Here is a 26,340-nt window from a genome sequence, read left to right on the forward strand (position 1 = left end):
CTGCGATACTCGCTTGGCCTACCGCTGGCGAATTCAGCGAAGGAGCAAGATTACTCTATTCCGGCGCCGCTATGCGCGGGGTTCATATCGATGCGGGTGCAGTGAGCATTATCGTTCGATAGCGATCCAGAATTAACGGCTTGCTTTGCAATGCCTCCATCTTCGCCGACGGCTCGATGATACCGACAATCTGGATAGCCGGTGGGATCGAAAGCTCGATATCTTCAGCAGTGAGATTTGCGATCAGGATGCGGGTGCTCTCGCCGGTGCGATAGGCGACAGCCGCGATGCCGGAGCGATCGACCGCAACTTCGCAGCGTTCGGCGCCCGACGCTGCCGCCAGTTCGGCGTGGACTGCCTGGATCGGCTGGCGTCCCCCGGCATTGTTAAGCAATCCGAACTGCCCCGTGGGGGCCGCGAGGATGAGACGATCCACCCTGGCGGCGGCAGCCTGAGCCGCCACGCCGACAGCGAACGCCGCCCCAAACAACGCGCCATGTCGTGGATCGACGCCGGCAGCAGGCGTGCGCATAAGTGCAGGATTTGCGGCCACAACCTGGCCGTAGGGATTGTGGCGCATGCCGATCGTGCATGGGCCAAGCCAGATCGGTTTTCCTGGACACAGACGTTGCGCGGTGGCGATGACAGATGGATAGACGCTCACGGTCTCCATGACCGAAAGATCGTCGGCGGCATGGACGACGGCAGCGTTGCCGAAGAAAACGAAATCGGCGTCGCCGGTCGGTGGGTTTCGATTGAATTCCGTGAAGAAGGAAGGCGTCCCGGCTCCGACAGCAGCTTCAATGCCAGTCGCCTTCAGAGCATCCAAAAGATTGCTGATAGGCCATTCGTTCGACGGCAACAGGTTCGACGCCCTTGTCTTAAATTCGCGCCGTGGCGAAATCAGGATGGCGCTGGGATCGACGCCCGACGAACGGATTGCATCGACGACAGTCTTTGCCTCGGCTGGCGGGTCGACTGCATCGAAGATCGCCTCGATCGCTAACCGGGCTCCGATCGAGGCGGCGAGGCCGAATGCCTTTGTCAGCATCTGCGCATCATGTCCACGCGCGCTGTCGAAGCGGACAATGACTTCCTGTGCCGGCCCAAGCAGGGATGCCGCGGGCACGGCTGCGGGCAGATCATCTGGATCGAGAAACAAAGCCATGGACGGCATCCGTCCAGCAGGTCCACCGAGCGTCAGTGTCGCCCTGTCGGCGGCTCGGGGTCGCAACGCCGATGACTTGGCCTCAATGGAGACAACGACACGCTGGATATCGTTCGACCCCTTGGGGATAACATAAGGGCGGGGTTTCGACAGCGGGCGGACATATGTCTTGAACGAGGCGTCGGTCCAGTTGCGCTGGTCCTCCATCTCGAAGGCATCGCCTTCCATGGTGACGGTGCAGACCATTCCAGGTTCCGGCTCATGGGTCAGCGCGGCAATGTCGAAGGCCGGTTGCTCCGGGCTGATCGTCTCGGGGAATGTCGTCTCCTCGATCTCGCCGTCGCTGGGTCGGATGGTCAGTCGCCCGCCGGCAGCCTCCGATGGATGCAGGACGACGAATCCGGTGCGATTGGTTGGGAAATCGGTGAGAGCAACGCCTTCCGCTTCCATTGTCAGGACGCCGGAAGCGTTGCCGGCAATCTTCATCCGGTAGGAAAAGCTACCCTGCGGACCCGCACAAAGTCCTTCATAACCAACCTCGAACGCGGCATCGCCTTCCGAGATACGCATATTCGAAAGTTCAGCCTTGTAGGTTCCCCAGGACGCATCCCGCGCCAGATAGTTGATCGCACGCACCGCTTCCACACCGGCGAAGCAGATCGTGCGAAGATTGCCCCCTTCGAGGATGGCTGACAGCGGTCCCGCGGTAAGGATCCGGCGCTCGGCAACCAGCTCGTCCGTGCCGAACAGATCGAACGCACTCAAATTGCCGCTCACGTCGTTTCCCTGATCTTGGCGTTTTCCTGCACGGAATACGCGAGAACGGTCTTGCTGATCACGAGGTCGCGCGAACGTTGGTCGAATTGGCGGAAATGCTCCGAGGCAAGATGGAGGTCGAAGGCTGCGCGATCCTTATAAATTTCATAGAGGAAGACATGCTTTGGACCTGCCGCATCCGCAGGCGTCAGCACATCAAAGCGCAGGCAATCTGGCTCCAGTTTCACGGAAAGAGCCGCGTTCTCGGCAACCAGCCGATGGAATTCGGGAAAGGCCCCTTCAAGCAGTTCGAATACAACGGTGATCGCGAAGGCAAAGGCGCCCCCGCTTTCCTTCGTTCTTTTCGACGTCTTTTGCCGATCCGATGTCATTGCGCCCTCCGATCATTTGAGACGGCGGTGACATATGCGTTCCACTGTGCCGGGAGGATCGCCCGGTGTTCCTCCGCCGCGCGGTATGCGGCGTCAACCAGAGCGTAAGTCCTGAGATTGTCGCTTCCCGACGTCTCGGCGGGCACGCCGCGCTTGAGACAATCGAGAAAATGGCGACAGGCAACGAACGCGCCCTCTTGCGCGACATGCCAGCGATCGCTGGTCCACGAGCGCAGCGGTGAGCCAATGTCTTGCTCGATCGTCGTCCCATTGCTGGTAACCCGCATGCGCGACCCCGGGAGAACGATGATCGAGCCGTTATCGCCCTCGATCTCGACCAGCGTTTCGGGGAACGGATCGGGGTCGCGCCGCGCCTCATAGGTGCATTCAACGACGCTGACGGCGCCGCTTCGATGGCGCAGCAGCATCGTGGCCGTGTCCTCGGCTCGCACCTTCGGATTGCGGCGCTGGGTTTCGCACGAGATGCGCTCGACTTCGCCCAGGAAGACGCGTGCGAGGTCGAGCACGTGGATGCCGACATCGGCGATTGCCAGGCGCTCCTCGTCGTAGAAGTAGGGCTGCGTGCGATAAACATCGAAGCCGGTGCGAAACATTATGCGGCCCCAGCTCGGCGCGCCGATGGCGCCGCTGTCGATGACGCGGCGGACATGGCGCATCGGCGTCTGGAAGCGGAAATTCTCGTGAACCGCCAGCCACACTCCGGCCTTTTCGGCTGCTTCGATGATGGCGACGCAGTCCTCCCAGGTCGGTGCGAACGGCTTCTGCACGACGGTTGCGATGCCGCGCGAAATCGCCAGTTCGCAGAGCGCACGGTGTGTGTCGTGCCGGGTGACGATGTCGACGGCGTCAAGCTGTTCGCTTGCAAGCATGATTGCGGCGTCCTTATAGAACGGCACGCCGAAAGCACGGCCGGCCGCTTCCGCCTTGCCGGCGTCGACATCGCAGACAGCGGCAAGCACGGCGCCTTCGCTCGCGAGGTCCTTCCACGCATGCAGATGGTTCTGCGCGTAGAAGCCGCAGCCGATCACGCCGATCCGGATCGCCCCCCTCGCCATTTTCTATCCCGCAACGATCGGAGTTCTGAGGATGCCGATGCCCTCGGCTTCGATCTCGACGATGTCGCCGGCCTTCATGAAGATCGGCGGCTTCTGGAAGATGCCAACGCCGGCCGGCGTTCCCGTCGATACGATGTCGCCAGGTTCGAGCGGAATGTATTGCGATAGGAAGGAAATCAGCAGCGGCAGCGAAAACAGCCAGTCCGAGGTGCTGCCGTCCTGCAGCGTCTTGCCGTTCAGCCGCGTCTTCAGTGCGACATTGTCGGGATGCGGCATCGCGTCAGCCGTCACGATGCAGGGACCGATCGGAGAGAAGCCGGCAAAGTTCTTGCCGATGGTGATCTGATTGTCCTTGAACTGCACGTCGCGTGCCGAAATGTCGTTGAGCAGCGTGTAGCCGAAGATCGCCGGCATCACCTCGGCTTCCCCAGCCTTGTGCAGTCTCTTGCCGATGACGGCCGAGAACTCCACCTCGTAGTCCATCTGCTCGGTTCTGACAGGCTTTTCCACCGGCACGTCCGGGCCAACCACCGAGGTCGGCAGCTTGGTAAAGAAGAACGGTTCAGTCGGCATTTTCGCGTTGGGGTTTTCCTCGGCGTGGCCCTTGTAGTTGATGCCCGAGCACAGGACCTTGCCCGGTCGGATCGGCGCTTCGAGCGTCACGTCGACCAGCGGATAGCGCGGCGCCTTGGCGACGCCAGCGCGGATCGCATCCAGCATCGCCTTGCCGCCAAGTACGATCTCCATGACGCTGCCGGCGATGCCGGCTTCAGTCAGGCACGCGACGTGATCGCCGTCGAGCACGCCGGCATGATGGGCATGGCCTCCCTTGCGATGGGAGAAAGTAATAAGCTTCATCTAGTTCTCCGAAATGAACACGGCCTTGTGCAAGGCCATTGGATTGTCAGCGAGTCTTTGGAAGACGCCGGGGGCTTCGCCGAGCGCGAAGGAGCTTGCGATCTTCGGGTAATGGATCTTCCCGGAGGCAAGCAGGGCCAGTGCTTCTGGGAAACAATCGACGGAGGCGCGCGAGCCGAGGATCGTCACTTCCTTGCGGGTGAAATCGAGGCCGGGATAGGTGATGCCCTGGCCCTTCCTGACCAGGCCGAGAATGACGATGCGTCCACCGGCGGCGACGAGATCGATCGTCTCTTCCATCATTGTCGCAGCTCCCGTCGCCTCCATGACAACCGGCATGCCTTCGCCTTTGGTGATCTCAAGCACGCGTTCCAGAAGACCGGCACCGCCGGCAATTGGTATGGCGCCGAGGTCGGCTGCCGTGGACAGGCGCTCGGCCGACAGATCTGTCCCGTAGACCTTTGCACCAACCGCACGGGCCACCTCGACGATCGCAAGGCCAATCGGTCCGGCGCCGAGCACCAGCACGGTATCCTCTGAGGTGACCATGCCGCGCCGGCAGCCCTGCACGCCGATGGCCACCGGCTCGGCGAAGGCCGCCTCGAAGTCGGTGAGCGTTTTCGGCACGATGTTGAGATTCTGCACCGGCGCCGTCACGAAATCGGCGAAGCCACCCTCTCTGTGAACCCCGACAATGGTGAGGTTGGCGCAGCAGTTGCGCTTGCCGATCCGACAGGGATAGCAGTGGCCGCAACCGATGAAAGGGTCGACAACGACGCGTGTGCCGATTGCCGGTCCGCTGGTGCCTGGACCATAGGCTTCGACGACGCCGGCAATTTCGTGGCAGCCGATACGGGGATAGGTCACGTAAGGGTTTTTGCCGGTGTAGATGTAAAGGTCGCCGGCGCAAAGGCCGGCGGCTTTCACCCGAACCAACACCTCTCCGTCTCGCGGCTGCGGCTTCGGCGCCTCGGCCATGCGGATCAAAAAGGGTGCGTCGAAGATCGCTGCACGCATGTGCTCAGGCCGCCTTGGCCGGCCGCACGACCTTGCCGTCGCGGTCGAACTCGATCCAGTCGCCGGCACGCAGCAGATAGGGATCGGCAATCGCTTCGCCGCGCGCCTTTGCTTCGCGATGGTGCATCATATATTCGGCGACATCCTTGTCGCCATCGAGTTTGATGTAGTGACAGGGCAGCACCGTCTCGAGGCCAAGCCATTGCGTGGCAAGCACGCCTTCATACGGGCTCATCTCGCCAGTCAACATTTCGCCCGGCATCGGGTTGAGATGCAGGATCTCCTGCGGATTGGCGATGCCGATGCAGCCGACATTCGGCTTGTAGAGCTCGGCCTGCAGCTTGAGATCCGAGAAGATCGCGGTGTCGCCGTAGTGGTAAAAACGCAGATTGTCGTCGGCATAGACGATGAAAGCCATCGGCACGCCGGAAATGAAGGAATTATCCTTCAGCCTGATTTGCGACCAGTGATGGCATTCGAGGGGCTGGATTTCGATACCTGCCACCTTGACCCGGATGCCCCAGGTGGTGGCGCGGATCTGGGTGGCCGGAATGCCGCGATCCATCAGCCAGGCTTTCACCTCTCCGCCGCAGACGACTGGACAGCCATATTTCGCGGCGATCTTGTCGGTGTCGCCGAGATGGTCATAGGCCGCATGGCTGACGATCACGAGATCGACATGATCGAAGTCGGTCGACTTGGTCGCCGCGCCGGGGTTCTGGTCCAAGAACGGATCGCACAGGATGCGCAGTCCGTCGCGCGTCAGGATTTCGTAAGCGGCGACGCCATGGAAGCGCATGCGGGTGGTGGGGTGGGTCATGGTCAATCCGCCTTCTTCTTTTCGATGAGCAGGGGCAAGCTTGCAAAACCGCGTCGATCGCCCCTGGTCTTCCAGCGCGGCGCGACCGCCAGGTCGAGCGCAAGGCCAATTCCGGCCTCGATCAGAGCCTCCAGCGTCACTGCGAATTCCATGCGGGCGACACCGGCGCCAGCGCAGAGATGCGGCCCTGCGCCAAAGGTGAGATGCCTGTTCGGCTTTCGGTCCAGGCGCAATTCGTCTGGCGCCTCGAACACGGTCGGATCGCGGTTGGCTGAGCCGAAGGCCAATGCGACGATGTCGCCGGCCGTTATTCGGCGCTCGTGCACGGACAGGTCGCGCGCGGCGTTGCGGCCGAAAATCTGGATCGGCGCGGAAAAACGCAGGAATTCCTCGATCGCCGTCGGGATCAGGCTCGGCTCGGCGGCCAACCGCGCCAGGCAGCCCGGATTTTCGGCGAGCCAGTGCAGCATGACCGAGAGGCCGTCGGCGGTGGTCTCGAAACCGGCGCCGAAAACCACGGTCATGAAGGACCGTATCTGACCGTCGTCGAGACTTTCGCCATCGATCTCGGCGGCCATCAGCATGCTGATGAAGTCGCCCGTCGGCGCCGCCCGGCGTGCGGCTATCAGCCCGTCGATATAGGCAACGAGTTCGCGGCTCGCAGCCGCGCCGGCAAGGGGATCGCTGACGTCGAACATTTTGGTGATCCAGCCGACCCAACGTTCGGAATCAGCCAGCGGCACGTCGGTGAAGGCGGCAAGCGAAGCGATCGCGACCGGCACACAGAATTCGGCCACGGCGTCGGCGTTGCCTTTCTCCGCCATGCGATCGAGGATGGACCGCGCGAGGTTTTTGATGCGCGGCGTGATTTCCGCGACCCGTTCCGGCGTGAACACCGGATTGACGAGGGCGCGATAACGGGAATGGCGCGGCGGATCGATCTCGATCGGCAGCATCGGTTCGGTGCGCGGCGTGATGACCGGGATAGCGGTCACGCCCGCGACACTCGACGTATAGTCGCGCCAGTTGATGGCGCCGGCGCGCACGTCCTCGTAGCGGGTCATCAGCCAGAAGCCACCATGTTTGTTGGAGCGGGCGATCGGGCACTCACGACGCAACCGATCGTACGCGGCGAACGGATCGCGCACGAACGCCGGATCGTGGATGTCCACGTCTTCCGGAATCTGCGGTTCGTTCATTGCTGCGGTGTTCGACATGGTTTCGGTCTTGCCAGATGACGTTTGAATTGGCCGTCCGGCGGCGGCGAGATGACGCCGCTGGACGCTGCTTGAGCCTTGAACCAAGACTCCGCGATGTCCGCGTTCAGCCTATTTCACATTCAGAGCGGTCAGCACCTTGTCGACATTGTCCTTGGTGATCAGGATCACGCCCGTATCCAGCGAGTCCGGAATCGGACGGCCGCCGTCTTTCGACGAGAGGCCTGCCGACTTCAACGTGTTGGTGTTGTAGTCGTGGAGCAGCTTGACTGCGTAGTAGATGAAGAGCTCACGGTTCTGCACGACGATGCCATCGACCCAGCCCTCTTTCGCAGATTTGAAGAAGTCCGGCGTCTGCTCCATTGCGGTCACCTTGATGTCGCCGGGGTTCTTGCCGGCTTCACGCAATGCCGTGACGATACCGGCACCGGATTCGGAATCGAAACCGGCAAGACCGGCGATGTCGGGATGGGCGGCCAGGATCGCCGCCGTCACCTGCGCCGCCTTCTGTGCGTCGCCACCGTCATCCTCATTGGCGACGATGGTGTATTTGCCGCCACCATTGGCCTCGACATAGGCTTTGAAGCCGGCCACCGCTTCGCGCATGTTGCCGGCGTTGATGATCGACATCGACGCAACCTTGCCACCTTTCGGCAGCATTTCCATCAGCTTCTTGGCCTGGGCGACGCCGACCTGCGTCCAGTTCGTGCCGATATAGGCGAGACGGCCGGAGTCGGGCAGATCGCCGTCATCGACGACCGTCGGCACGCCTTGCTCCATGCACTTCTTGACGGATTCGGTCAGTGACGGATCCCAGCCGCCGACGACGGAGACACCGCTCGGCTTCTGCGCACAGACCTGGTCGACAGCGGAGATGAAGCCAGGCACGTCGAAGTCCGTCGGCCCGGCGACGATCACCTTGACGCCGAGTTCTTCAGCGATCCGCTTCATGCCGACATAGTCATACTGCACGAAGAGCGGCAGGTTGGCCTTGTTGGAGATCCAGTAGTAGGTCTCCTTGGCGTCGGCCGGCCCGAAGGATGATTCCTGCGCGGCGGCTGGAAAAGTGTAGAGCAATGCGGTGGCCGCAAGCGCTGCACCGGAAAGTATCGTTCTCATTATCGATTTCATGCCCGTTTCCTCCTGATGTTTTTGTGTGTTCAGTTCCTGCGTGTCATCCGGTTGTCCGAATGCCTCCTCCCGTCCTCGCCTAAAGTCAGGCGCGGCCGCTGGTCTTGAAACGATCGAGCGAAACGGCGAACAGCAGGACCAGACCCACCACCAGCCCTTGCCAGAACACGCCGATCGCATTGATGATCATGGCGTTCTCGATCAATGCGATGAAAAGCACGCCGAGAATGCCACCCAGGATCGTGCCTTCGCCGCCTTTCAGGCTCGCTCCTCCGAGCACCGTGGCGGTGATGACCTTGAGTTCGATGCCGACGCCGGCGTTGACGACCGCACTGTTGAGACGCGCCGCACCCAGCACACCGGCAAGACCCGCCAGCGCCCCCATGATGACGAAGCCGATCAGGATGAGGCGGTCGACGCGAATGCCCGAGAGTTGGGCTGCGCGCGGATTGCCGCCGATGAAATAGAACTGCCGGAAGAAGCGCGTCCGCGCCACCAGCCAGCCGCCGACGAGCACCAGCACCAGCATCGCCCAGAACGGCGACTGGATCCTGAGCAGCGGGTCGGCGGCGCGGCCATATTCGGCGAAAGCATCGGTGATCGGGGTGACGCCGGTGCCGGCGGTGACATAGGTCAGGCTGCGATAGATGGTGAGCGTGCCAAGGGTTGCGATCAGTGCATTGATGCCGATGCGGGTGACGATCAAACCATTGACCAGACCACACAGCGCACCAACCAGGATGCCGACCAGAACCGCAACCTCGGCCGGCCAGCCCCACCAACCGGCGACGACCGCGGCCCACACACCGGAGAAGGCGAGCGTGGACCCGACCGATAGATCAAAGGTGCCGCCGATCATCAGCAGCATCATGCCGCAGACAAGAATGCCGACCGGGGCAAGATTGAGCAACACGGCGCGCATGTTGGAAGCGGTGGGAAAATTGTTCGGGTAGACGATGCTCATCGCCAGCGCGAGCGCCATGACGAGCACGAACAGCGTCAACTCCCTGGAATCGGCAAGGCGCCGCACGATACGCACGAAAAGGTTTTCGCGCCTGTGTTCGGCATTCTCAGCCATCGGTTGCGTCATCTGCATCGTCATGCCTCTGCCATTCCTGGTTCCTTGCGGACTTCAGCAACCGAAGCCGTGTATCTGGTAGCCAGCCGCAGCACGTGTTCCTCGCTTGCCCCGTCGCCTGGCAATTCGCCAACCGTCCTGCCTTCCGCCATCACGACGATGCGGTCGGCAAGCGCCAGCACCTCCGGCAGGTCCGAGGACACAACGAGCAGCGCGACGCCCTTGTCGGCGAGCGCTCGCAGAAGCCGGTAAATTTCCGATCGTGCCCCAACGTCGACGCCGCGTGTCGGTTCGTCGACGATCAGCAGGCGCGGCTCCATCGCCAGCCATTTGGCCAGAAGCACTTTCTGCTGATTGCCGCCGGAGAGATTGCCGACGATCTGGCGCACGCTCGGCGTCGCGATGCGCAGCTCGTTGACAAAATTCTTGGCCAGCGCCTCGGCCTTGCGGTTGGAGAAATTGGCGCCCGAGGAAACCTTAGAAAGAACCGTCGCGGCAACATTGTTGACGATGTCCATGCCAAGGAACAGACCCGCTGCCTTGCGGTCTTCCGGAACCATGCCGATGCCGGCGTGCTTGCCGTCCCACGGACCTCTCGGATCGATAGGCTTTCCGCCAATCCGGATTGAGCCGCCACGCCGTCGGCGTGCGCCAAATATCGCCTCGCAGAATTCGCTGCGGCCAGACCCGATAAGCCCGGCAAGACAGACGATCTCGCCAGCCCGCACGGTGATCGATGCCGACCGTACAAGCGGTGGCGCGTCAATGGCTTCGGCATCAAGCACGATGTCGCCTATCTTTCGCCCCGCCGCCGCCCGCGAAAAATGCACGTCGCGTCCCACCATCAGGCGGATCAATTCGTCCGTCGTGGTTTCGGCAACGCGGCGTGTTCCGGCAAGCCTCCCGTCCTTGAGCACGGTCACGGAATGGCAAAGCGCGAAAATCTCGGCAAGGCGGTGCGAAACGTAGATCACCGAAACGCCATTGCTCGCCAGCCGGCGCACCACGTCGAACAGTTTCTCGGTTTCGGTAAGGGTCAATGCCGCGGTCGGCTCGTCGAGAATCAAAATCCTGAGGTCTCGCGACAGCGCCTTGGCAATCTCGACGATCTGGGCCTGCGCCGGCGAAAGGGTCGACACCTTCAATGCCGGATCGATGGCGACGCCAAGCTGCGCGATAAGCACCCTTGCACGATCGCGCATAGTGCGAACATCGACCTGGCCCAGCCATTGCGTAGGCTGCCGGCCGGCGAAGATGTTCTCTGCAACAGAAAGCTGCGGAACGAGCGAGCCTTCCTGATGCACGATGCCGATGCCGAGATCGCCCGCTGCTTTCTCGTCGAGGTCAGCGATTTCGGCGCCGTCGACCAGGATGGTGCCCTGATTTCGCGTATAGACACCGGCGACGATCTTGCCGAGGGTCGATTTGCCGGCGCCGTTTTCGCCGAGCAATGCACGGATCTCACCGCCCTCGACGCTCATCGAAACGTCGTCCAGCGCCCGCACACCGGGGAAGAACTTGGAAAGGCCTTCGATTTCCAGCCGCGGCGCCATAGCCCTATTGAGCCTTAACCTGGAGGTAGTGGGCCTGCTTTGCCTGGATCATCCAGACCATCGTTTCGTTGACAGGCGTGGCCACGCCAGTGCGTTTGCCTGCATCGACAATGGCACCGTTGATGACCTCGATTTCAGTCTGCCGTTTGGCTTCGACATCCTGCAGCATCGAAGCCTTGCCGCCGATCGCCTTCTCCAGCAGGCCGGTGATCGCAGCCCAGCGCTCGTCATAGTCGAGCGCGATGCCTTCGGCGTTTGCCACGGCCACGACCTCCTTGAGAATGGCTGCCATCAGATGCTTGGTGTCATCGAAGGCGACGAGCTCGTGCGACATGAAATTCAACAACCCGGCGACCGGCAGCGTGCAGGCATTCAGCGCCAGCTTCTTCCAGACCTCGTCCAGGATCCTGTCGGACTGCGTCGTCTCGATCTGCGCCGCACAGAACGTCTCGATGACCTTGCCAAGGCGCTCGCTCGGCTTGCCGGTAAGCTCGCCGATATAAGTCATGCCGGAGCCTGGGTGCTTCACCCGGCCAGGCGCCAGCAACGTGCCGCCATGATAGGTCAGGCCGACTAGCACGCGGTCTTCGCCGACGATGGATGCGATGCGCGGTGCATTGCCCCAGCCGTTCTGCAGGCTGAGCACGGCTGTATCCCTGGCGATCATGGGTGCCGCAGCCCGAACGGCCGCTTCCGTGTGATAGCATTTGACGAAATTGATGATGAGATCGACCGCTCCGACGCTTGCAGGATTGTCGCTTGCCGGCACCTTGATCACCGGCTGCGAACCATCCTTTTCCTCGATGGTCAGTCCGTTGTCGTTGATCGCCTTCACGGCCGCCTTGGAGACGTCGATCAGCGTGACGTCATTGCCGGCGCGGGCCAGATATCCACCGAATATCCCGCCCATAGCTCCGCCGCCGCCCAGAATGGCGATTTTCATGCATCTTCCTCCCTTGGCGATCGCAATCGCCGCCTCAAAAGCAAGTTGATTTGCAGGGGGCGGAGCTGCCTTGAGGGCGCCCAAACCGGTGCTAGCCGATGCTCATGGAGCCCGGCCTTGTCTTCCCGCTTTTTTTCAATCTTGTGTTTTCAGCATTGCAAGCTGTTGCATGGTTGTCAAGCATGATGGTATGAAAGGTCTATGGTCGACCCTCTTGTCATAGAACGAAAGAAACTCTTCGAGCATGTGGCAACACATCTCGAGGGACAGATCCTCTCCGGCAAACTCAAGCCGGGAGACCAGTTGCCGCCCGAGCGTGACCTGCAGTCGCGCTTCGGCGTCGGCCGCCCGGCCATTCGTGAAGCACTGATCTCGCTGCAGAAGGCCGGCCTCGTCGAACTCACCAATGGTGCTCGCGCCAAAGTCTTGATGCCGACCGCCAGCCATATTTTCACCGGCATGGCACCTGCGGTCAGGCAGATGCTGTCGACGGAATTGGGACAGCGTTCCTTTCAGGGCGCGCGCATGTTCTTCGAGGTTGGCCTCGCCCGGGAAGCCGCCCGGACGGCGACGTCAGAAGATCTGGCCTCGTTGCGTGAGGCGCTCGAAGCCAATCGGCTGGCGATCGGCGACCGTGACCGTTTCACCAGCACCGACATCGCCTTTCACTTCGAACTCGCCCGTATTGCCCGCAACCTCGTCTTCGTCGCCCTGCACGACCAGATTTCCGAATGGCTCAAGGAACAGCGCATTGTGACGCTGGCCGCCGACGGTCAGGAGCAGACGGCGTATGAGGCGCATCGCGCCATTTACGATGGGATCGTTGCGCGCGATCCCGATCGCGCCGAACAGGCAATGCGGTCACATTTGGATCAGCTGACGACGATGTTCTGGCGCCAGCGGGCAAGTGATCATGAGGCTGATGATCATGAGATGGGCGACCACGACGCATGAAGATCGGCGTCATCGGCGACGATTTCACCGGTTCCGGTGACATCGCCAACACGCTCGCCAAGGCCGGTGCGCGCACTGTTCAGTATGTCGGCACGCCGACGGGAAGACTGAAGACTGAGATCGACGCCGCGGTTATTGCGCTGAAGACGCGCTCGATTGACGCCGGCGATGCGGTGACCCAATCGCTCGCTGCCTGCAGATGGCTGATTGCCAACGGCGCCGAGCAGGTCGTTTTCAAATACTGCTCGACTTTCGATTCCACGCCGCAAGGCAACATCGGACCGGTCGCGGAAGCGCTGCTCGTGGAACTGGACACGACACTGGCGCTGGTCTGCCCGGCTTTCCCTGCCAATCGCCGGACGCTCTACAACGGCCATCTCTTCGTCGGCGACCGCCTGCTGAGTGAGTCTGGCATGGAAAACCACCCGCTGACACCGATGACCGATCCCGACATAAGGCGATGGCTTGCGCGGCAGACCACGCTCAAGGTCGGCCATCTCTCTCTGGAAAGCCTGCGTTCGGGCAACGCTCAGGCCGCCTTGCGCCTGGCAAAGCACAACGACGAAAGACTGATCGTCGCCGACGCGATCTCGGATGACGATCTCCTGGCGCTGGGCCGGATAGTCAGGACCCACAGGCTGGTTACAGGCGGATCCGGCATTGCCATGGGCCTGCCCGGCAATTTTGGCATCCAACCGGCAATGGATCGGCAGCCGTTCGCGGGGAGCGATGGTCCTGGTTTCATTCTCTCCGGCAGTTGCTCTTCGGCGACACGCAGGCAGATTGCCGCGTATGACGGCGGTCACCCGTCGAAGCGTCTTGATGCCGCCGACGCGCTCGATCCGGGTGCTGCCGTCGCGAGTTGCCTCGATTTTCTCGTCAGCCACAAGGATACAGGCCCGCTCGTCTATTCGACCGCGGAACCATCGGAGGTGGCTGCAGCCCAAGCCCAATATGGACGCGAAAGGCTGGCGGCATCGTTCGACACCATCTTTGCCGAGCTCGCTATCAAGGCAGTGGCTGCCGGCTTCCGGCGGATCGTGGTTGCGGGTGGCGAAACGTCCGGCGCGGTTGCCTCGGCGTTCGGAGCGGCAGCACTCGAGGTCGGGCCGGAGATCGACACCGGAGTGCCGGTACTCATTCTCGACGGAAAGCCGAGGCTGGTCTTAGCGCTGAAGTCGGGCAATTTCGGCGCCGACGATTTTTTCGAACGTGCACTCGCTACCCTGAAAGGTAGGGCCTCATGACCTTGGAAGAACAGCAGCTTCGCGACGAGTTTTGCCGCTGGGGCGAGTCCCTGTTCATGCGCGGCTACACTGCCGGCTCGTCCGGCAATCTGTCGGCTCGGCTTACCGATGGTTTCCTAGTCACGCCGACCAATTCCTGTCTGGGTTATCTCGATCCCGCCAGGCTGTCGAAACTGGATGCCCAAGGTGTTGCTGTATCGGGCGATGCCCCGACCAAGGAGATTCCGCTTCACATGGCATTCTATGAGGCGCGGCCGCAGACAGCCGGCGTCGTGCATCTTCACTCGACCTACGCCACGGCGCTCTCCTGCCTTGAAGACACCGACCCTGACGATGCTATTCCGCCAATCACGCCTTACGTGGTGATGCGCGTCGGCCGAGTGCCGCTTTTGCCTTACACCCACCCAGGCTCTGCTAACGTAAGGCCGCTGGTGTTGGCCAAGGCCCATGAACATGCCGCCGTCCTGCTGGCCAATCATGGTCCGGTGGTCTCGGGGCGCAGTTTTCGCGATGCTGTTTTTGCCGCAGAGGAGCTGGAGGAAACGGCAAAGCTGGTATGTCTGACAAAAGGGTTGGCTGTGCGGCAATTGGCTAAGCAGATCGTCACCGAGCTCGAGCAACGTAGACAAAAGTGAATGCCTGGAACCGGCGCAAGGAGACGGAGGACTCGCCAAGCTCGGCTCTTTGGCGGTCGTGAAACTATGCGGAACGATAGAAGACTTCTGATTTTGGCCCGCGAAAAGCCAACAAATCAAGGTCCTCTGGCAACTTCCGAGCCCAACTGATCATTGATTTTGCGCCGAAAAAGATGCCCTAGGTGGAGCGGTGACGGTACTGTTCGAGATGGTTTGGGTGCGTTGTCGAACGCACAAAAGTGCAAAAATCGCCCGATTGATCCCGATAGTTGGTGAAACCACAAAATATTTTCTTGTGGCGATTTTCCCTTTAAAATCAAAAGCGTAATTTTTTGATGGTCCTAGTGTCGGTATTTGCACGGCACAAAGAAATATTTGACAGAGATTTCAATGGGTTACACACTGATTAAACAATCGAGTGGGAGTGAGGGTACAAACGGCGGCAATAGCGTAATTCCGGCGGCGATTTTCGCCGCTCCGCGGTTGTCGTCCCAGATCGTTTCTCGTTCTCCTTTATCTAGCGTTCCCATCTCTGCCTAACAGGTCCCATCTGCACTCACTTTCAGGATGGTTGTAAAGTGGGTTCGAAGAGCGAGAGTGCTTTGGCCTAGAATGGCGTGCAGAAGGGCGGGTCTGCTTCGCGCCTCAAGTCGGCCGCTCAGGCTCTCTAGTCGGTGAGCAGACATTTGGTACGCAAAGCGTATTGTCTGCGTCCAAAGCAGTTCACGCCTCCTGGTCGCAGTTACCTGGCTGAGGCGATGCGAGAACCTTCGAGGGGATTCAGCGCCTCTTCAATTTGGCGGGTCTCTCGATGCAGCAATCCAACCAGCGATACCAAACGGTCCGGAGCCAGTCGCGCACTCGTCATGTTTATTGCAATAGCAGCGATTACATCTCTTCCGCGAGGCAAAATGGGAACTGCGAGCGCCGAAATGCCAGCGACCAGCATCGTCGAACGCGTAACCGCGATCTCTAATCACCGCCAGCGCCGCACGCACCTTGATACCTGTGAGGTTTCCGTATCGGCGATAAACGCCTGCATTTGTGTCGATAATGACCTTTGCCTCGTCCTCCGGCAAAATGATGCCAAGATGGCTTGACTGGCGGGTCCGACGCCCATCGGGATCTGCCCTCCGACGTGGCCGGTCAAACTGTCGATTACATAGGCGCCTTCCTGCCGGTCATCCACTCAAACCGTGTTGAATCCAGCGCGCGCCATCAAAAAACGGTGTCGCCAGTCTCCGCAAACAGCCGCATTAATGCAGGGCCATCCTGTATGCCACCTCAGCAGTACTCAGGCGCCCGGCCAGCCACTTTGTCGGACAGAAGAATCCGGGTGGATTGTGCCCGCTCGACGTTGGCGTCAAGGGCCTCACTCTGCCGGCATTCAAGGGCTAGCTTTTGCTTTGCACTTCGCCACAGACATCACTGGCGGCCACATCAGCCCTTCCAACTTTGCGACCGGCCAAGCATGATAGATCTGAAATCGCCTGCCTGATAATCTCCTCGACGTTCGCCCGTTCCTCACCAGTGATCGGGAGGCGTGGCTTTCGGACATGCTCTGGGGCGCCGTCCACCAGATGCTCGGCAAGTTTTATGTACTGGACCAACTTGACGTCGGTATCGAGATGGAACGCCGGCGTCAGCAGCCGGTACAAAGGAAGTGCCGCCGCGAAGTCACCGCCGCGTGCCGTGTTGAACAGGGATACGCACTCGGCTGGCCATGCATTCGTCATGCCGGAGACCCAGCCAATGGCGCCCAGCGCCAGGCTTTCAAGGATCAGATCGTCCACGCCGCAAAAGATATCGAAGCGATCGCCGAAGGCGTTAAACAGGTCGGTGACCCTGCGGATGTCACCGGTTTCTTCCTTGACGGCCACGATGCCAGGTACGTCGACCAGCGCCTTTAGCGTTTCGACATCAACGTCAACTTTGTAGGCAATCGGGTTGTTGTAGATCATGACCGGAAGATCGCTCGCTTCAGCCACCGACCTGTACCAGGCTACGGTCTCGTGGCGGTCGGTGCGATAGGCGAGGCTGGGGAAGGCCATCAGGCCTTCGGCCCCCAGCTGTTGGTAGTTGCGGGCCGCGGCGACCGCGTTGTCGGTCGACAGTTCAGCAAGGCCTGACAGCAGGGGCACCCTTCCGGCCACCACTTCTTTCGCGGCGCGAACAACGGTGTCACGTTCGGACTGGGTGAGCGTGGCATTTTCGCCAAGCATCGGCAGCACGATCACACCGGAGACGCCATTTTTAATGAGCCTATCGATGCTGTTCTGGGTGGCTTCGATATCGATGGCTCCCGAGGCTTGCATCTTCGTGGTGACAGCGGGAAATACGCCTGTCCAAGTCATGTCCAGATCTCCAGTTTTTGCGAGCACGTTGGCCGGCATTGTGTGTGTTGAAAGTCAGGTTGAAGTGTCGTCGCCGTCTGTCCTTGGCTCTCCCTCAAAACGATAGTCGGCCATGGCGCGCGCCGTTGAGATCTTGCCGTTGGCCAGGTCGGTCGCGATGGAGTCTCGGCCGCGGCTTGCCGGATCGCCCCAACCACCGCCGCCAGCCTGTTCATGGCGGATTACGGTGTCCTTGCCGATCTCCAGCGTCACCTTTGCCGGCAGCACGCGCCATTCGCCATCTTGCATCAGAAGGTTCCTCGAACTTGCGGCCGGCTGGCCACCGAACAGCCCATAGGGCGCATGCTCGTGCCGGTCCGCGCGCAGTTGCAGGACCGCCGTGTCCGCCAGCAGGCGATATTGCCGCACCAGTCCAAGCCCACCACGAAATTGCCCGGCGCCGCCGGAATCTTCCCGCAGCGCATACTCCTCTATCATCACGGGATAGCGCGCTTCGATCGTCTCGATCGGCAGGTTCGACATGTTCTGGCTGGGATTGGTGATGCCTTCGATACCGTCCTTGTCGGACCTGCCGCCCCAGGCACCGTTGATCATATCCACCAGGATAAACGGTTTTCGCTCAGGTCCGTGATAGCCGCCGATGGCGACCACCGTGTTGCCGCCTTCGCCTGCCGCCATCAGCCGCTTCGGCGCGATCTGCGCCAGAGCCCCCATCACCGTGTCGACGACGCGGTAGCCGGTCAGCGCCCGCGCCGCCACCGGAGCCGGCATGTTCGGATTGAGGATCGATCCCTCCGGCGCCGTCACCGTGATGCAGCGATAGACGCCGGCATTGTTGGGAACGTCGTGGTCGAGGGCGCAGCGGATCGTGAGATAGGTCGACGACTTGACGAAAGAGAGCGTCGAATTGATCGCGCCCTTCACCTGCGGCGACGAGCCGGCGAAGTCGACCCACAGATGGTCGCCCTTCACCGTGATCCGACAGACGATCGGGATCGGCGCGGGCGAGAAGCCATCGCCGTCGATGTAATCGATGAAGGCGTACTCGCCATCCGGCCAGCCGGCGATCGCCTTGCGCGTCAGTTCCTCGCCGTAGTCGATCAGTCGGTCGAAATAGGCTTCCAGTTCCTCGCCGTACCGCTCGAACAGCCGCAACATCTCGCGCTCGCCAATGTTGCAGGTGGCGTATTGCGCATCGAGATCGCCGAGCACAAGAGCCGGCAGCCGCACGTTCTTCTCGATGATCTTGAACAACGTCTTGTTGGGCAGGCCGCGCTCATAGAGCTTCATCGGCGCGATCCGCAGACCTTCCTGGAAAATCTCGGTAGAATCCGACGCATTCGAGCCCGGCACCCGGCCACCGACATCGCAATGATGGGCAATCACGACGGAGAAACCGATCAGGCGTTGCTCGGAAAAAATCGGCTTGAACATGAAGATGTCGGGCAGGTGCATACCCCCGTCATAGGGATCGTTGAGCACGATCACGTCGCCGGGGAACATGTCGTCGCGGAAGCGATCGACGATCACGTCCATTGCGTCTGGCACGGCGCCCAGATGCAGCGCCACGGTTTTGGCCTGGCTGAGGATCCGCCCCTGGGCGTCGCAGAGCGTGACCGAATAATCGAGAACGTCGCGCACAATCGGCGAGCGCGCGGTCCGCATCACCGCGTAGGCCATGTCGTCGACGATGGTGTCGAGCCCCGACTTGATGACCGCGAAAGTGATGGGATCGATGGCGGTCATCGAGCAGCGTCCAGCGTCGCGATGAGGCAGCCGGTCGCATTTGGCTCGACCCGCGTTCGGGGCGGAACGACGATAGTGGTGTCCGCGCCCTCTATGATCACCGGTCCCGAGAGCGCCGACACCACTGCCCCTCGTGGTACGATCGTCGTCTCGATTGCCGCGTCACGGGTGAAGTGCACCATGCGCCTGTCCTCACGCGCACCGACATCGGTTCGTGCGGCCTTGAGTGCGGTGAAATCGAGCGGCTCCGATATCCGCGCGTGAGCATGTAGCCGCAGCGCCACCGCTTCCACCGCGTCGTTTGGCGTGTAGCCGTAGGTGTCGCGATAGGCCGCGATGAACGCCGGCCGCAGGGAAGCCGCGTCTAACGCACCGGAGAACGGTATGGACAGCGACGCGTCCTGTCCCTCGAGGCGCAGATCGATCGCCTCGCTGAAGCCGACCGTCTCGGCCGCATAGCCTTGTCTTGTCAGCGCCGTGGTCGCGGCCGCGCGCATCTCGCGCCGCAACCTTTCAACCACTTCATACCCCAGCAGATCGAGCCTCGTTTGCGCCGACCGCAACTCGTGATGTTCGATGCTGCCGGCCAGCATGCCCATTGCCGTGAACACCCCTGGCGACGGCGGAAACACAACCCGTGTGATGCCGAGCGTTCTGGCGAGATCGCAGGCATGCACCGGACCCGAGCCGCCGAAGGCAAGCAGCGTGAGGTCGCGCGGATCGAGACCTCGCTCGACCGTCACGGCACGGATGGCGCGAACCATGTTGGCGTTGGCGATCTCCCGGATCCCGCAGGCCGCCGCTGCCGCGGAGAGCCCGAGTGGGCTTCCCAGCATCTTGTCGATCGCTAGGCGCGCCGCCTCGACGTCCAGCCTCAGCGTGCCGCCAGCCAGTCGCGGCGGCAGATAGCCAAGCACGACATTGGCATCCGTTACCGTCGGCCGTGCGCCACCCAGCCCATAGCAGATGGGACCGGGATCGGCGCCCGCCGAAATCGGGCCGACAGTGAGCAGGCCCGCGGCGTCGATCGCGGCGATGGAACCGGCGCCGTTGCCGACCTCGGCCACATCCACCGTCGGCACCCGCATCATGTAGCCACCCGCCTTGATGAAGCGCGATGGCACCGACATTCCGGCGCGGAACTCGTATTCATGCGTGCGGCTCAGTACGCCACGGTGGACGAGTGCCGCTGATGCCGTCGTTCCGCCCATGTCGAAGGCAACGAGATTGGGTTCGCCCAGAGCCGCGCCGAGGCGTGCGGCGCCAACGGCACCTGAAGAACGGCCCGACGATATAAAGAAAACCGGCTTGCTCTGCGCGGTGGCGGAGGCTGACAGGCCGCCGTTGGAATTGCCGATCAACAGCGGCGCGGTGACGCCCGCCGACCGCAATTTGTTCTCGAGACGCTCAAGATATCCCTTGAGCGGCGGCAGCACGTAGGCATTCACAGCCACCGTCGAGGTACGCTCGTATTCGCCCGCTTCGGGCAGCACATCGACGGAGGCCGTCACCGCGATCTCGGCGAATGCCTGCGAGAAGATTTGCGCCGCGCTGCGTTCATTCTCTGGGTTTTTGTAAGAATTGAGAAAGCAGATGGCGACCGACTGGATGCCTTCGTCACGAAAGAAGGCGCCTGCCCTGAGCACGTCCCCGGCGACAACCGGAGTTTGGATGGTGCCGTCCGCCAGTGTCCTCTCGGCCACTTCCAGCCGGTAGCGCCTGGCAACTAGCGGTTCCGGCTTATCCCAGGTCAGGTCGAACATGCCCGGCGTGCGCAGCCGGCCGATCTCCAACACGTCGCGAAAACCCTTGGTTGTGATCAGCCCCGTGCGGGCGCCAAGTTGCTGCAGCAGCGTGTTCGAACCGACGGTCGTCCCGTGCAAAACCTCAGTGAGGGCGGCGGCAGGGATGTCGGCCACAGCCAGCATTTCGACCATGCCCGATATGACGGCGTCCTCGGGTGCAGCCGGCGTCGAGCTGACCTTGGCCGAGAAGGTGAGGCCATCACTTCTGAGCAGTACCAGATCGGTGAACGTGCCACCGATATCGACGCTGAGCCGAGCCGACTGCATCATTGGCACGCTATTTGTCGGACGCCAGCTTGCCGCCCACCGCCCAATCGTGCTTCTCGACATCCTCGAAAATGATGTCGATCACGTCAGGCCCGCATTTGAGGATGCGAGCCGCTTCGCGCGTCACGACCTCGACGAATTCGCGTTTCTGATCGATGCTGCGTCCCTTGAGCAGCCTGACGCTGATTGTCGGCATAGTGTCCCTCCGAATTCCTGGCCTATAGCCACGCGTTGACATGCCATGGCGCGAACTCGTCGTCGCCATAGCCGAGCAGTTCGCTCTTGGTGGCTTTGCCCGAAGCGGTGGCGATCATCTCGCGAAAGATCGCTTCGCCCATCTCGTCGATCGACCTGTCGCCATCGAGGATCGATCCGCAATTAATGTCCATGTCCTCTTCCATGCGGGCATACATTTCGGAGTTGGTGGCGAGCTTGATCGAGGGCGCCGGCCGGCAGCCGAAGCACGAGCCCCGCCCGGTGGTGAATGCGATCAAATTGGCGCCGCACGCGACCTGTCCGGTCGCCGACATCGGATCGAAACCGGGCGAGTCCATGAACACCAGGCCGCGCTTGTCGATTGGACGTCCATAGCCGTAGACTTCGACGAGGTTGGTGGTGCCGCCCTTCGCCACCGCGCCCAGCGATTTCTCGAGGATGGTGGTCAATCCACCTGCCTTGTTGCCTGGCGAAGGGTTGTTGTCGAAACCTTGCGGTTCGCGGCTGGTGTAGTCGTCCCACCATTCGAGCAGCCCGATCAGCCGCTCACCGACCTCGTTGCTCACGGCGCGTTCCAGCAACAGGTTTTCGGCACCATAGATTTCCGGTGTCTCCGCCAGGATCGCCGTACCGCCGCAGGCGACGAGACGGTCCACCGCGGCACCAAGTGCGGGATTGGCGGAAATTCCCGAGAAGCTGTCCGAGCCGCCGCATTGCAACCCGACCATGATCTCGCTCGCCGGGACCTTCTGGCGTTGCTTCTTCGCCGCCTTCTCCAGCATGGCTTCGACCATCTCGATGCCGCGCGAAATGCTTGAGCGAGTTCCGCCGGTTTCCTGCATCACCAGCTTGGCCAAGTCGTCGCCGAGTTCGAGTTGCTCTTCGTCGATCAATTGGTCGATCTGATTGTCCTCGCAGCCAAGCCCGACAAGCAGCACGCCGGAAAAGTTCCGGTGCTGCGCGTAACCCGCGAGCGTCCGCCGCAGCATTTTCATCGACATCGAGCCATCGGCGACGCTGCAACCTGACTTGTGGGTCAACGCCACGACCCCGTCGACGCCCGGGTAGGGCAGCAACCGGCTGGGATCACGGAAATGATCTGCAATCATGCGCGCGACCAGCGCCGAGCAATTCACAGAGGTCAGGACGCCGACATAGTTGCGTGTTCCAACCTTGCCATCCGCGCGAAGATAGCCATCGAAGGTCGGGATATCCGATGGCGACCGGGCTGGCGCATTCGATAGCCGTGTGCCGATCGCACGCCCTGCCATCGATGCCTCGAAACTCATATTGTGAAGGTGGACATGCCCCCCTGCAGAGATCGCGGCCGTCGCCAGACCGATAGGCTGGCCGAGGCGGTGGATCACCTCTCCCTGTTCCAGCGGTCGCAGCGCCACCTTGTGACCGAAGGGGATAGCGGTTGTGGCAAGCAGGGCAAACGGCAGCAGGCTCTCGCCGGCATGGACGTCGCGAAGCGCCACGGCCACCTCGTCGCCGGGCTTCAGTTGCAGAACCACACTTTTCACTTCTGCCATTGCCCACTCCTGGGGAAGCAATCAAAACATACTTTTGCTTGATTGTCAGCAATCAACAAACATAAATCTATGTGCCACCTCCAAGGCTCTCTCATCCCGAGCGACTTTGGTGCCAAACAGCATTTCATCACAGCGATGAGCTATCGTTAATTGTCAGCAATGCCGGTTGCGTGGGCCAAGGCGCCGGAATATGTAGATTGCACCGTTGGCCATGAGTCGATTGATGACGAAGCTTACAAGTCTCAAGTCTGAAAAGCGTCTGCTCGACCGCAGGGCCGCCGACCAGATACGCTCCCACATACTGGAAGGCGTGCTGCCGGCCGGCGAACGGCTACTTGAGACCCAACTGTCAGAGGAACTTGAAGTCAGCCGCGGCACGGTGCGTTCGGCACTGGCACAACTGGCCAATGAAGGTCTTGTCCAGCAGGTGGCCTTCACCCGCTGGGAGGTTTCGGGCACCTCTACTGTCGACGCCTGGGAAATCTACACGCTGCGCGGCGCGCTGGAAGGGTTGGGCGCGCGCCTTGCCGCGGCCAACGTTACCGAGATAGATGGAATGCGCCTGCGTGCCATTGCCGACGACCTGCTGCACGCCATTCGCGAGGCCCGCTTCCAGGACGCAACAGGGATCGATTTCGACCTGCATGCGGCGATCATCGAGCTCGCCAGGCATGAGCGCCTGGCCGAACAACACCGTTTCATCGTCCAGCAGGTTCGTTTCCACATGGTGCAATCGGGCTTTCTGCCCAACGACTATGAAGAGCTGATTGCCGAGCACAAGGCGCTGATCGAGGCGGTGATCGCCGGCGATGCCGACCGGGCCGAAAAGCTGGCGCGCAATCACAACGATGCCGAGGTCAAGCTGCTGGCGAAACTGCTGAAGCAAGGCGGCAGCGCCAAGCCCATCCGCGAAAAGGCGTCCTGAGGGCGCCAGCTACAGTACGACAAGGCCGGTTATCCAGGGGTTTGGAGCGCGGCGCGCAGATTGTCGCTGAGGATAATCTTTTCGCCCTTGAAACCGCCCAAAGCGGTGCGGATCAACGCCAGGTCGATCTCGGCGCTGTGTTCGCGCGAGTAGCCGTCAAACGCTGCCGCATCGCCGGGATAGCGTCCGTCCGGGTGCTGGTAGAGGTCCATTCCGGCTATCACGATCCGTTCGACTCCAAGTGCCGCAGCAACGGCAATCATCAAAGCACCGTTGGTCGGGATCATTGGTCCAGACAGATCCGCGAGCGGTGGATCGAAGGTATCGAGGAAAACATAGCCGGCGGACGGAGGTCGCATCGCTCTCGTATGGCGCATCAGGATCGGACGGCCGATCGCTACGGTCGGAAAGGTGATGATCGGCCGCCGGCCAAAACCGGGAAGGTCGGGATCGGCGGTGAAGACAACAACGGGCTCCGTCATCCGGCCGCGCCCGCGCCAGTTCCAGTTGACGCGAAACAGCGTGGCGTCGCGATAGTCCGATAGTCTCGGATCCTCGGATGATGGACCGTTGCCAAGACAGACTATTGCTCGTGGATTGCCGAGCCGCGTCTTGAGGTCGGCCAGCGAAGCGATACGACGTCCACCCAGCAGGTCGATCAGGAATGTGCTGGTGGAAACCGGGCGGGCCGGCAAGTCGCCGGGCGGCAACATTGCAGCGACCGTCCCGGCTGTCATGGGCCCGTTGCTGTCGAGGACGCCGGACTTCCCAAATTCCGCGTTCAGTTTCGCCGGACCGATGACCAGGATCGCTTCCAGGCGACGCCGCCAAAGCCCGGCGCCCGCTGAATAGGGCAAGGGGAGCACGAGTTCATGAGGATATCGCCGGCGCAGTTCCGAGAGGTCTTCGGCCGCCGCTGCCAGCACAAGCCGATAGCCGGGTCGCTGCCGGAGCGCTGCATCGACCGTCTCATAGACCCGGCCGATCTCGTCCGGCGTGACTGCCAGCACCACTGTCGCGCGGCCTTGCGGCAGAAACAGCCCGAAGCGCTGTAGTTGATCGGCAAAACTCATCGCACCGCCCGCGCCGTTACGGCCAGCCTTACGGTCCCGGCGGCGAAGGCGCAATGCCTTGCCGACGGGATCGCGCCCCGACGAAACGGCTCAGGCGTAATTGACGTAGATAGTCTTCTTCTGGAAATAGGCGTCCAGCCCGTACTTGCCGTCCTCGCCACCGATGCCGCTGTCACGAATACCGGCGTGGTGGGCATGCACGGCGTCTCCGCCGGACCGATTGACATAGATCTCGCCGAACTTCAGCTCGCGCACCAGCCGCATCACCCGGCGCATATCCTTGGTGAAGACGTAGGCCGACAGGCCGTAGTTCGATTCATTGGCAAGCCGCAGCCCTTCATCGAAATCACCCACTGTCATCACAGGCACGACCGGGCCGAACACCTCATCCTGCATGATGCGCATCTGGTTGTCGGTGACGGTCATCACCGTCGGCTCGTACCAGTGTCCGCGCGCGAATTCGCCCTCTGTCAGGCGCCGCCCGCCGGTCAGCACTTCAGCACCGGCGAAGCGTGCCGTCTCAACCATGCGCTCGACCTTGTCGAGTTCCATGCCGCTGAATTTCGGCCCGACATCGACCAATGTGGTAGGGTCGCCGATCTTTAGTGCCTTCACCGCCCGGGTGAACTTTTCCAGGAACTCGTCGGCGACGCGCCTATGCACATACATGCGCTCATTGCAGATGCAGATCTGGCCGCAATTCTCGAAGCGCGACAGCACGGCCGCGCGAACGGCGGCGCCGATGTCGGCATCCTCGGCGACGACGAAAGGCGCCTTGCCGCCGAGCTCGAGCCGCAGCAATTTAAGATCTTCAGCGGCGGCACGGAATATCTCCTTGCCGGCGCGCACGCTGCCGGTGAGCGTGATGAGACGTGGGATAGGATGCCGCACCAGCGCCGCACCGATGCCTTCGCCGGTGCCGCTGACGACATTGATGACGCCGGGCGGGAAGTCGAGCTGCGAGGAGAGCTGCGCGATCTCCAGCGCCGAGATCGGCGTGCCCTCATGCGACTTGATGACGATGGTGTTTCCGGCGAGCAGCGCCGGCCCCATCTTGCGGCACATCAGCGCCGCCGGATAGTTCCAGGCGGTCAGGGCGATGACGACGCCATGGGCGACACGCTGGATCCAGATCTGCTCGTCCGGCACGTCGGACGGGATGATGTCGCCGGTGATGCGGCGCGCTTCCTCGGCGGCGTAGGTGAGATAGAGCGCCGCCCCCTCGATTTCGCCGCGCGCCTCATGGATCGGCTTGCCTTGTTCGGCAACGACGATGCGCGCCAGCCGCTCGCGGTTTTCCAGGATCAGCCGTGCCAGATCCTTCAGCAATTGTCCGCGTGCCGCCGGCGGCAGGGCTTCCCAACCAGGCTGGGCAGCGCGAGCCGCGACCAGCGCCCGGTCGGCATCGTCCTCGCCGCCTTTCGGCACCGAGGCGATCACCGCCTGTGTCGCCGGGTTTTCGACCTCGATCCATTCCTTGATGGTGGAATCGACCCACTCGCCATTAATGTATTGGCGGTAGCGATCGGTGCCTTTGACCAGTTCCTTCATTGCGGGCATGTCACGTCCTCGTG

23 protein-coding genes are annotated in these 26,340 nt (G+C 61.7%); 4 read left to right on the forward strand and 19 right to left on the reverse strand.

From position 1 onward, the window contains the following. Positions 1 to 82 precede the first annotated feature (82 nt). The 11 genes from AC07FD_RS27980 to AC07FD_RS28030 all read right to left on the reverse strand — a co-directional run bounded on the left by AC07FD_RS27980 (position 83) and on the right by AC07FD_RS28030 (position 12,009). Positions 83 to 1,945 (reverse strand): D-apionate lactonase family protein, encoded by a 1,863-nt coding sequence (locus tag AC07FD_RS27980; protein WP_478352468.1) that lies wholly within the window; start codon positions 1,943 to 1,945, stop codon positions 83 to 85. Then, the gene (locus AC07FD_RS27985) at positions 1,942 to 2,316 is read right to left on the reverse strand and encodes a putative quinol monooxygenase (protein ID WP_478352469.1); all 375 of its coding nucleotides are present in this window, start codon (positions 2,314 to 2,316) and stop codon (positions 1,942 to 1,944) included. The genes AC07FD_RS27980 and AC07FD_RS27985 overlap by 4 nt, the downstream gene beginning before the upstream one ends. After that, entirely contained in the window at positions 2,313 to 3,392 is a 1,080-nt protein-coding gene (locus AC07FD_RS27990; protein WP_478352470.1) for a Gfo/Idh/MocA family protein, read from the reverse strand. Before AC07FD_RS27990 ends, AC07FD_RS27985 begins: the two co-directional genes overlap by 4 nt. Positions 3,393 to 3,395: 3 nt before the next feature. Beyond that, the gene (locus AC07FD_RS27995) at positions 3,396 to 4,250 is read right to left on the reverse strand and encodes a fumarylacetoacetate hydrolase family protein (protein ID WP_478352471.1); all 855 of its coding nucleotides are present in this window, start codon (positions 4,248 to 4,250) and stop codon (positions 3,396 to 3,398) included. After that, the gene (locus tag AC07FD_RS28000; RefSeq protein ID WP_478352472.1) at positions 4,251 to 5,267 is read right to left on the reverse strand and encodes a zinc-binding alcohol dehydrogenase family protein; all 1,017 of its coding nucleotides are present in this window, start codon (positions 5,265 to 5,267) and stop codon (positions 4,251 to 4,253) included. 4 nt (positions 5,268 to 5,271) lie between these two features. Next, the gene (locus tag AC07FD_RS28005) at positions 5,272 to 6,087 is read right to left on the reverse strand and encodes an MBL fold metallo-hydrolase (RefSeq protein WP_478352473.1); all 816 of its coding nucleotides are present in this window, start codon (positions 6,085 to 6,087) and stop codon (positions 5,272 to 5,274) included. 2 nt (positions 6,088 to 6,089) lie between these two features. Beyond that, positions 6,090 to 7,304 carry a cytochrome P450 gene (locus AC07FD_RS28010; protein ID WP_478352474.1) on the reverse strand — a complete coding sequence of 405 codons (1,215 nt, stop codon included), beginning with the start codon at positions 7,302 to 7,304 and terminating at the stop codon, positions 6,090 to 6,092. A 111-nt stretch (positions 7,305 to 7,415) separates the two neighbouring features. Further along, positions 7,416 to 8,435: a substrate-binding domain-containing protein gene (locus tag AC07FD_RS28015; protein ID WP_478352475.1), complete on the reverse strand. Its 1,020-nt coding sequence runs from the start codon at positions 8,433 to 8,435 to the stop codon at positions 7,416 to 7,418. Positions 8,436 to 8,520: 85 nt separating this feature from the next. Then, complete coding sequence (locus tag AC07FD_RS28020) at positions 8,521 to 9,537, reverse strand: ABC transporter permease (protein WP_478352476.1); 1,017 nt, start codon at positions 9,535 to 9,537, stop codon at positions 8,521 to 8,523. Further along, complete coding sequence (locus AC07FD_RS28025; protein ID WP_478352477.1) at positions 9,534 to 11,066, reverse strand: sugar ABC transporter ATP-binding protein; 1,533 nt, start codon at positions 11,064 to 11,066, stop codon at positions 9,534 to 9,536. Before AC07FD_RS28025 ends, AC07FD_RS28020 begins: the two co-directional genes overlap by 4 nt. A 4-nt stretch (positions 11,067 to 11,070) precedes the next feature. Further along, positions 11,071 to 12,009, reverse strand: a complete 939-nt coding sequence (locus tag AC07FD_RS28030) for a ketopantoate reductase family protein (RefSeq protein ID WP_478352478.1) — start codon at positions 12,007 to 12,009, stop codon at positions 11,071 to 11,073. A gap of 201 nt (positions 12,010 to 12,210) precedes the next feature. Here AC07FD_RS28030 and AC07FD_RS28035 point away from each other — a divergent pair, with 201 nt between their 5' ends. Genes AC07FD_RS28035 through otnC form a run of 3 tightly spaced genes read left to right on the forward strand, consistent with a single transcriptional unit; the run spans position 12,211 to position 14,845 of the window. Continuing rightward, a complete protein-coding gene (locus AC07FD_RS28035; protein WP_478352479.1) occupies positions 12,211 to 12,963 on the forward strand; it encodes an FCD domain-containing protein in 753 nt (250 codons plus the stop codon). Continuing rightward, positions 12,960 to 14,210, forward strand: a complete 1,251-nt coding sequence (otnK, locus tag AC07FD_RS28040; RefSeq protein WP_478352480.1) for a 3-oxo-tetronate kinase — start codon at positions 12,960 to 12,962, stop codon at positions 14,208 to 14,210. The genes AC07FD_RS28035 and otnK overlap by 4 nt, the downstream gene beginning before the upstream one ends. Next, positions 14,207 to 14,845: a 3-oxo-tetronate 4-phosphate decarboxylase gene (gene otnC, locus AC07FD_RS28045; RefSeq protein ID WP_478352481.1), complete on the forward strand. Its 639-nt coding sequence runs from the start codon at positions 14,207 to 14,209 to the stop codon at positions 14,843 to 14,845. The genes otnK and otnC overlap by 4 nt, the downstream gene beginning before the upstream one ends. Before the next feature lie 742 nt (positions 14,846 to 15,587). Here otnC and AC07FD_RS28050 read toward each other — a convergent pair. From AC07FD_RS28050 to AC07FD_RS28075, 6 genes are all read right to left on the reverse strand, one after another. Further along, positions 15,588 to 15,794 (reverse strand): IclR family transcriptional regulator domain-containing protein, encoded by a 207-nt coding sequence (locus AC07FD_RS28050; RefSeq protein WP_478352482.1) that lies wholly within the window; start codon positions 15,792 to 15,794, stop codon positions 15,588 to 15,590. 445 nt (positions 15,795 to 16,239) lie between these two features. Then, positions 16,240 to 17,199: a dihydrodipicolinate synthase family protein gene (locus AC07FD_RS28055; protein WP_478352483.1), complete on the reverse strand. Its 960-nt coding sequence runs from the start codon at positions 17,197 to 17,199 to the stop codon at positions 16,240 to 16,242. 54 nt (positions 17,200 to 17,253) lie between these two features. Continuing rightward, positions 17,254 to 18,945 (reverse strand): hydantoinase B/oxoprolinase family protein, encoded by a 1,692-nt coding sequence (locus AC07FD_RS28060; protein WP_478352484.1) that lies wholly within the window; start codon positions 18,943 to 18,945, stop codon positions 17,254 to 17,256. Continuing rightward, a complete protein-coding gene (locus AC07FD_RS28065; protein ID WP_478352485.1) occupies positions 18,942 to 21,020 on the reverse strand; it encodes a hydantoinase/oxoprolinase family protein in 2,079 nt (692 codons plus the stop codon). The genes AC07FD_RS28060 and AC07FD_RS28065 overlap by 4 nt, the downstream gene beginning before the upstream one ends. Before the next feature lie 7 nt (positions 21,021 to 21,027). After that, a complete protein-coding gene (locus AC07FD_RS28070; protein WP_478352486.1) occupies positions 21,028 to 21,213 on the reverse strand; it encodes a 4-oxalocrotonate tautomerase in 186 nt (61 codons plus the stop codon). 22 nt (positions 21,214 to 21,235) lie between these two features. Then, entirely contained in the window at positions 21,236 to 22,768 is a 1,533-nt protein-coding gene (locus tag AC07FD_RS28075) for a UxaA family hydrolase (protein WP_478352487.1), read from the reverse strand. Between the two features lie 223 nt (positions 22,769 to 22,991). Here AC07FD_RS28075 and AC07FD_RS28080 point away from each other — a divergent pair, with 223 nt between their 5' ends. Beyond that, complete coding sequence (locus AC07FD_RS28080) at positions 22,992 to 23,693, forward strand: GntR family transcriptional regulator (protein ID WP_478352488.1); 702 nt, start codon at positions 22,992 to 22,994, stop codon at positions 23,691 to 23,693. A gap of 29 nt (positions 23,694 to 23,722) precedes the next feature. On the opposite strand, the gene AC07FD_RS28085 is transcribed toward AC07FD_RS28080, so the two are convergent. After that, positions 23,723 to 24,766 (reverse strand): motility associated factor glycosyltransferase family protein, encoded by a 1,044-nt coding sequence (locus tag AC07FD_RS28085; protein WP_478352489.1) that lies wholly within the window; start codon positions 24,764 to 24,766, stop codon positions 23,723 to 23,725. A 90-nt stretch (positions 24,767 to 24,856) separates the two neighbouring features. Continuing rightward, positions 24,857 to 26,326 carry an aldehyde dehydrogenase gene (gene aldA, locus AC07FD_RS28090; protein WP_478352490.1) on the reverse strand — a complete coding sequence of 490 codons (1,470 nt, stop codon included), beginning with the start codon at positions 26,324 to 26,326 and terminating at the stop codon, positions 24,857 to 24,859. Positions 26,327 to 26,340 lie beyond the last annotated feature (14 nt).

Source organism: Mesorhizobium waitakense, from assembly GCF_056431085.1.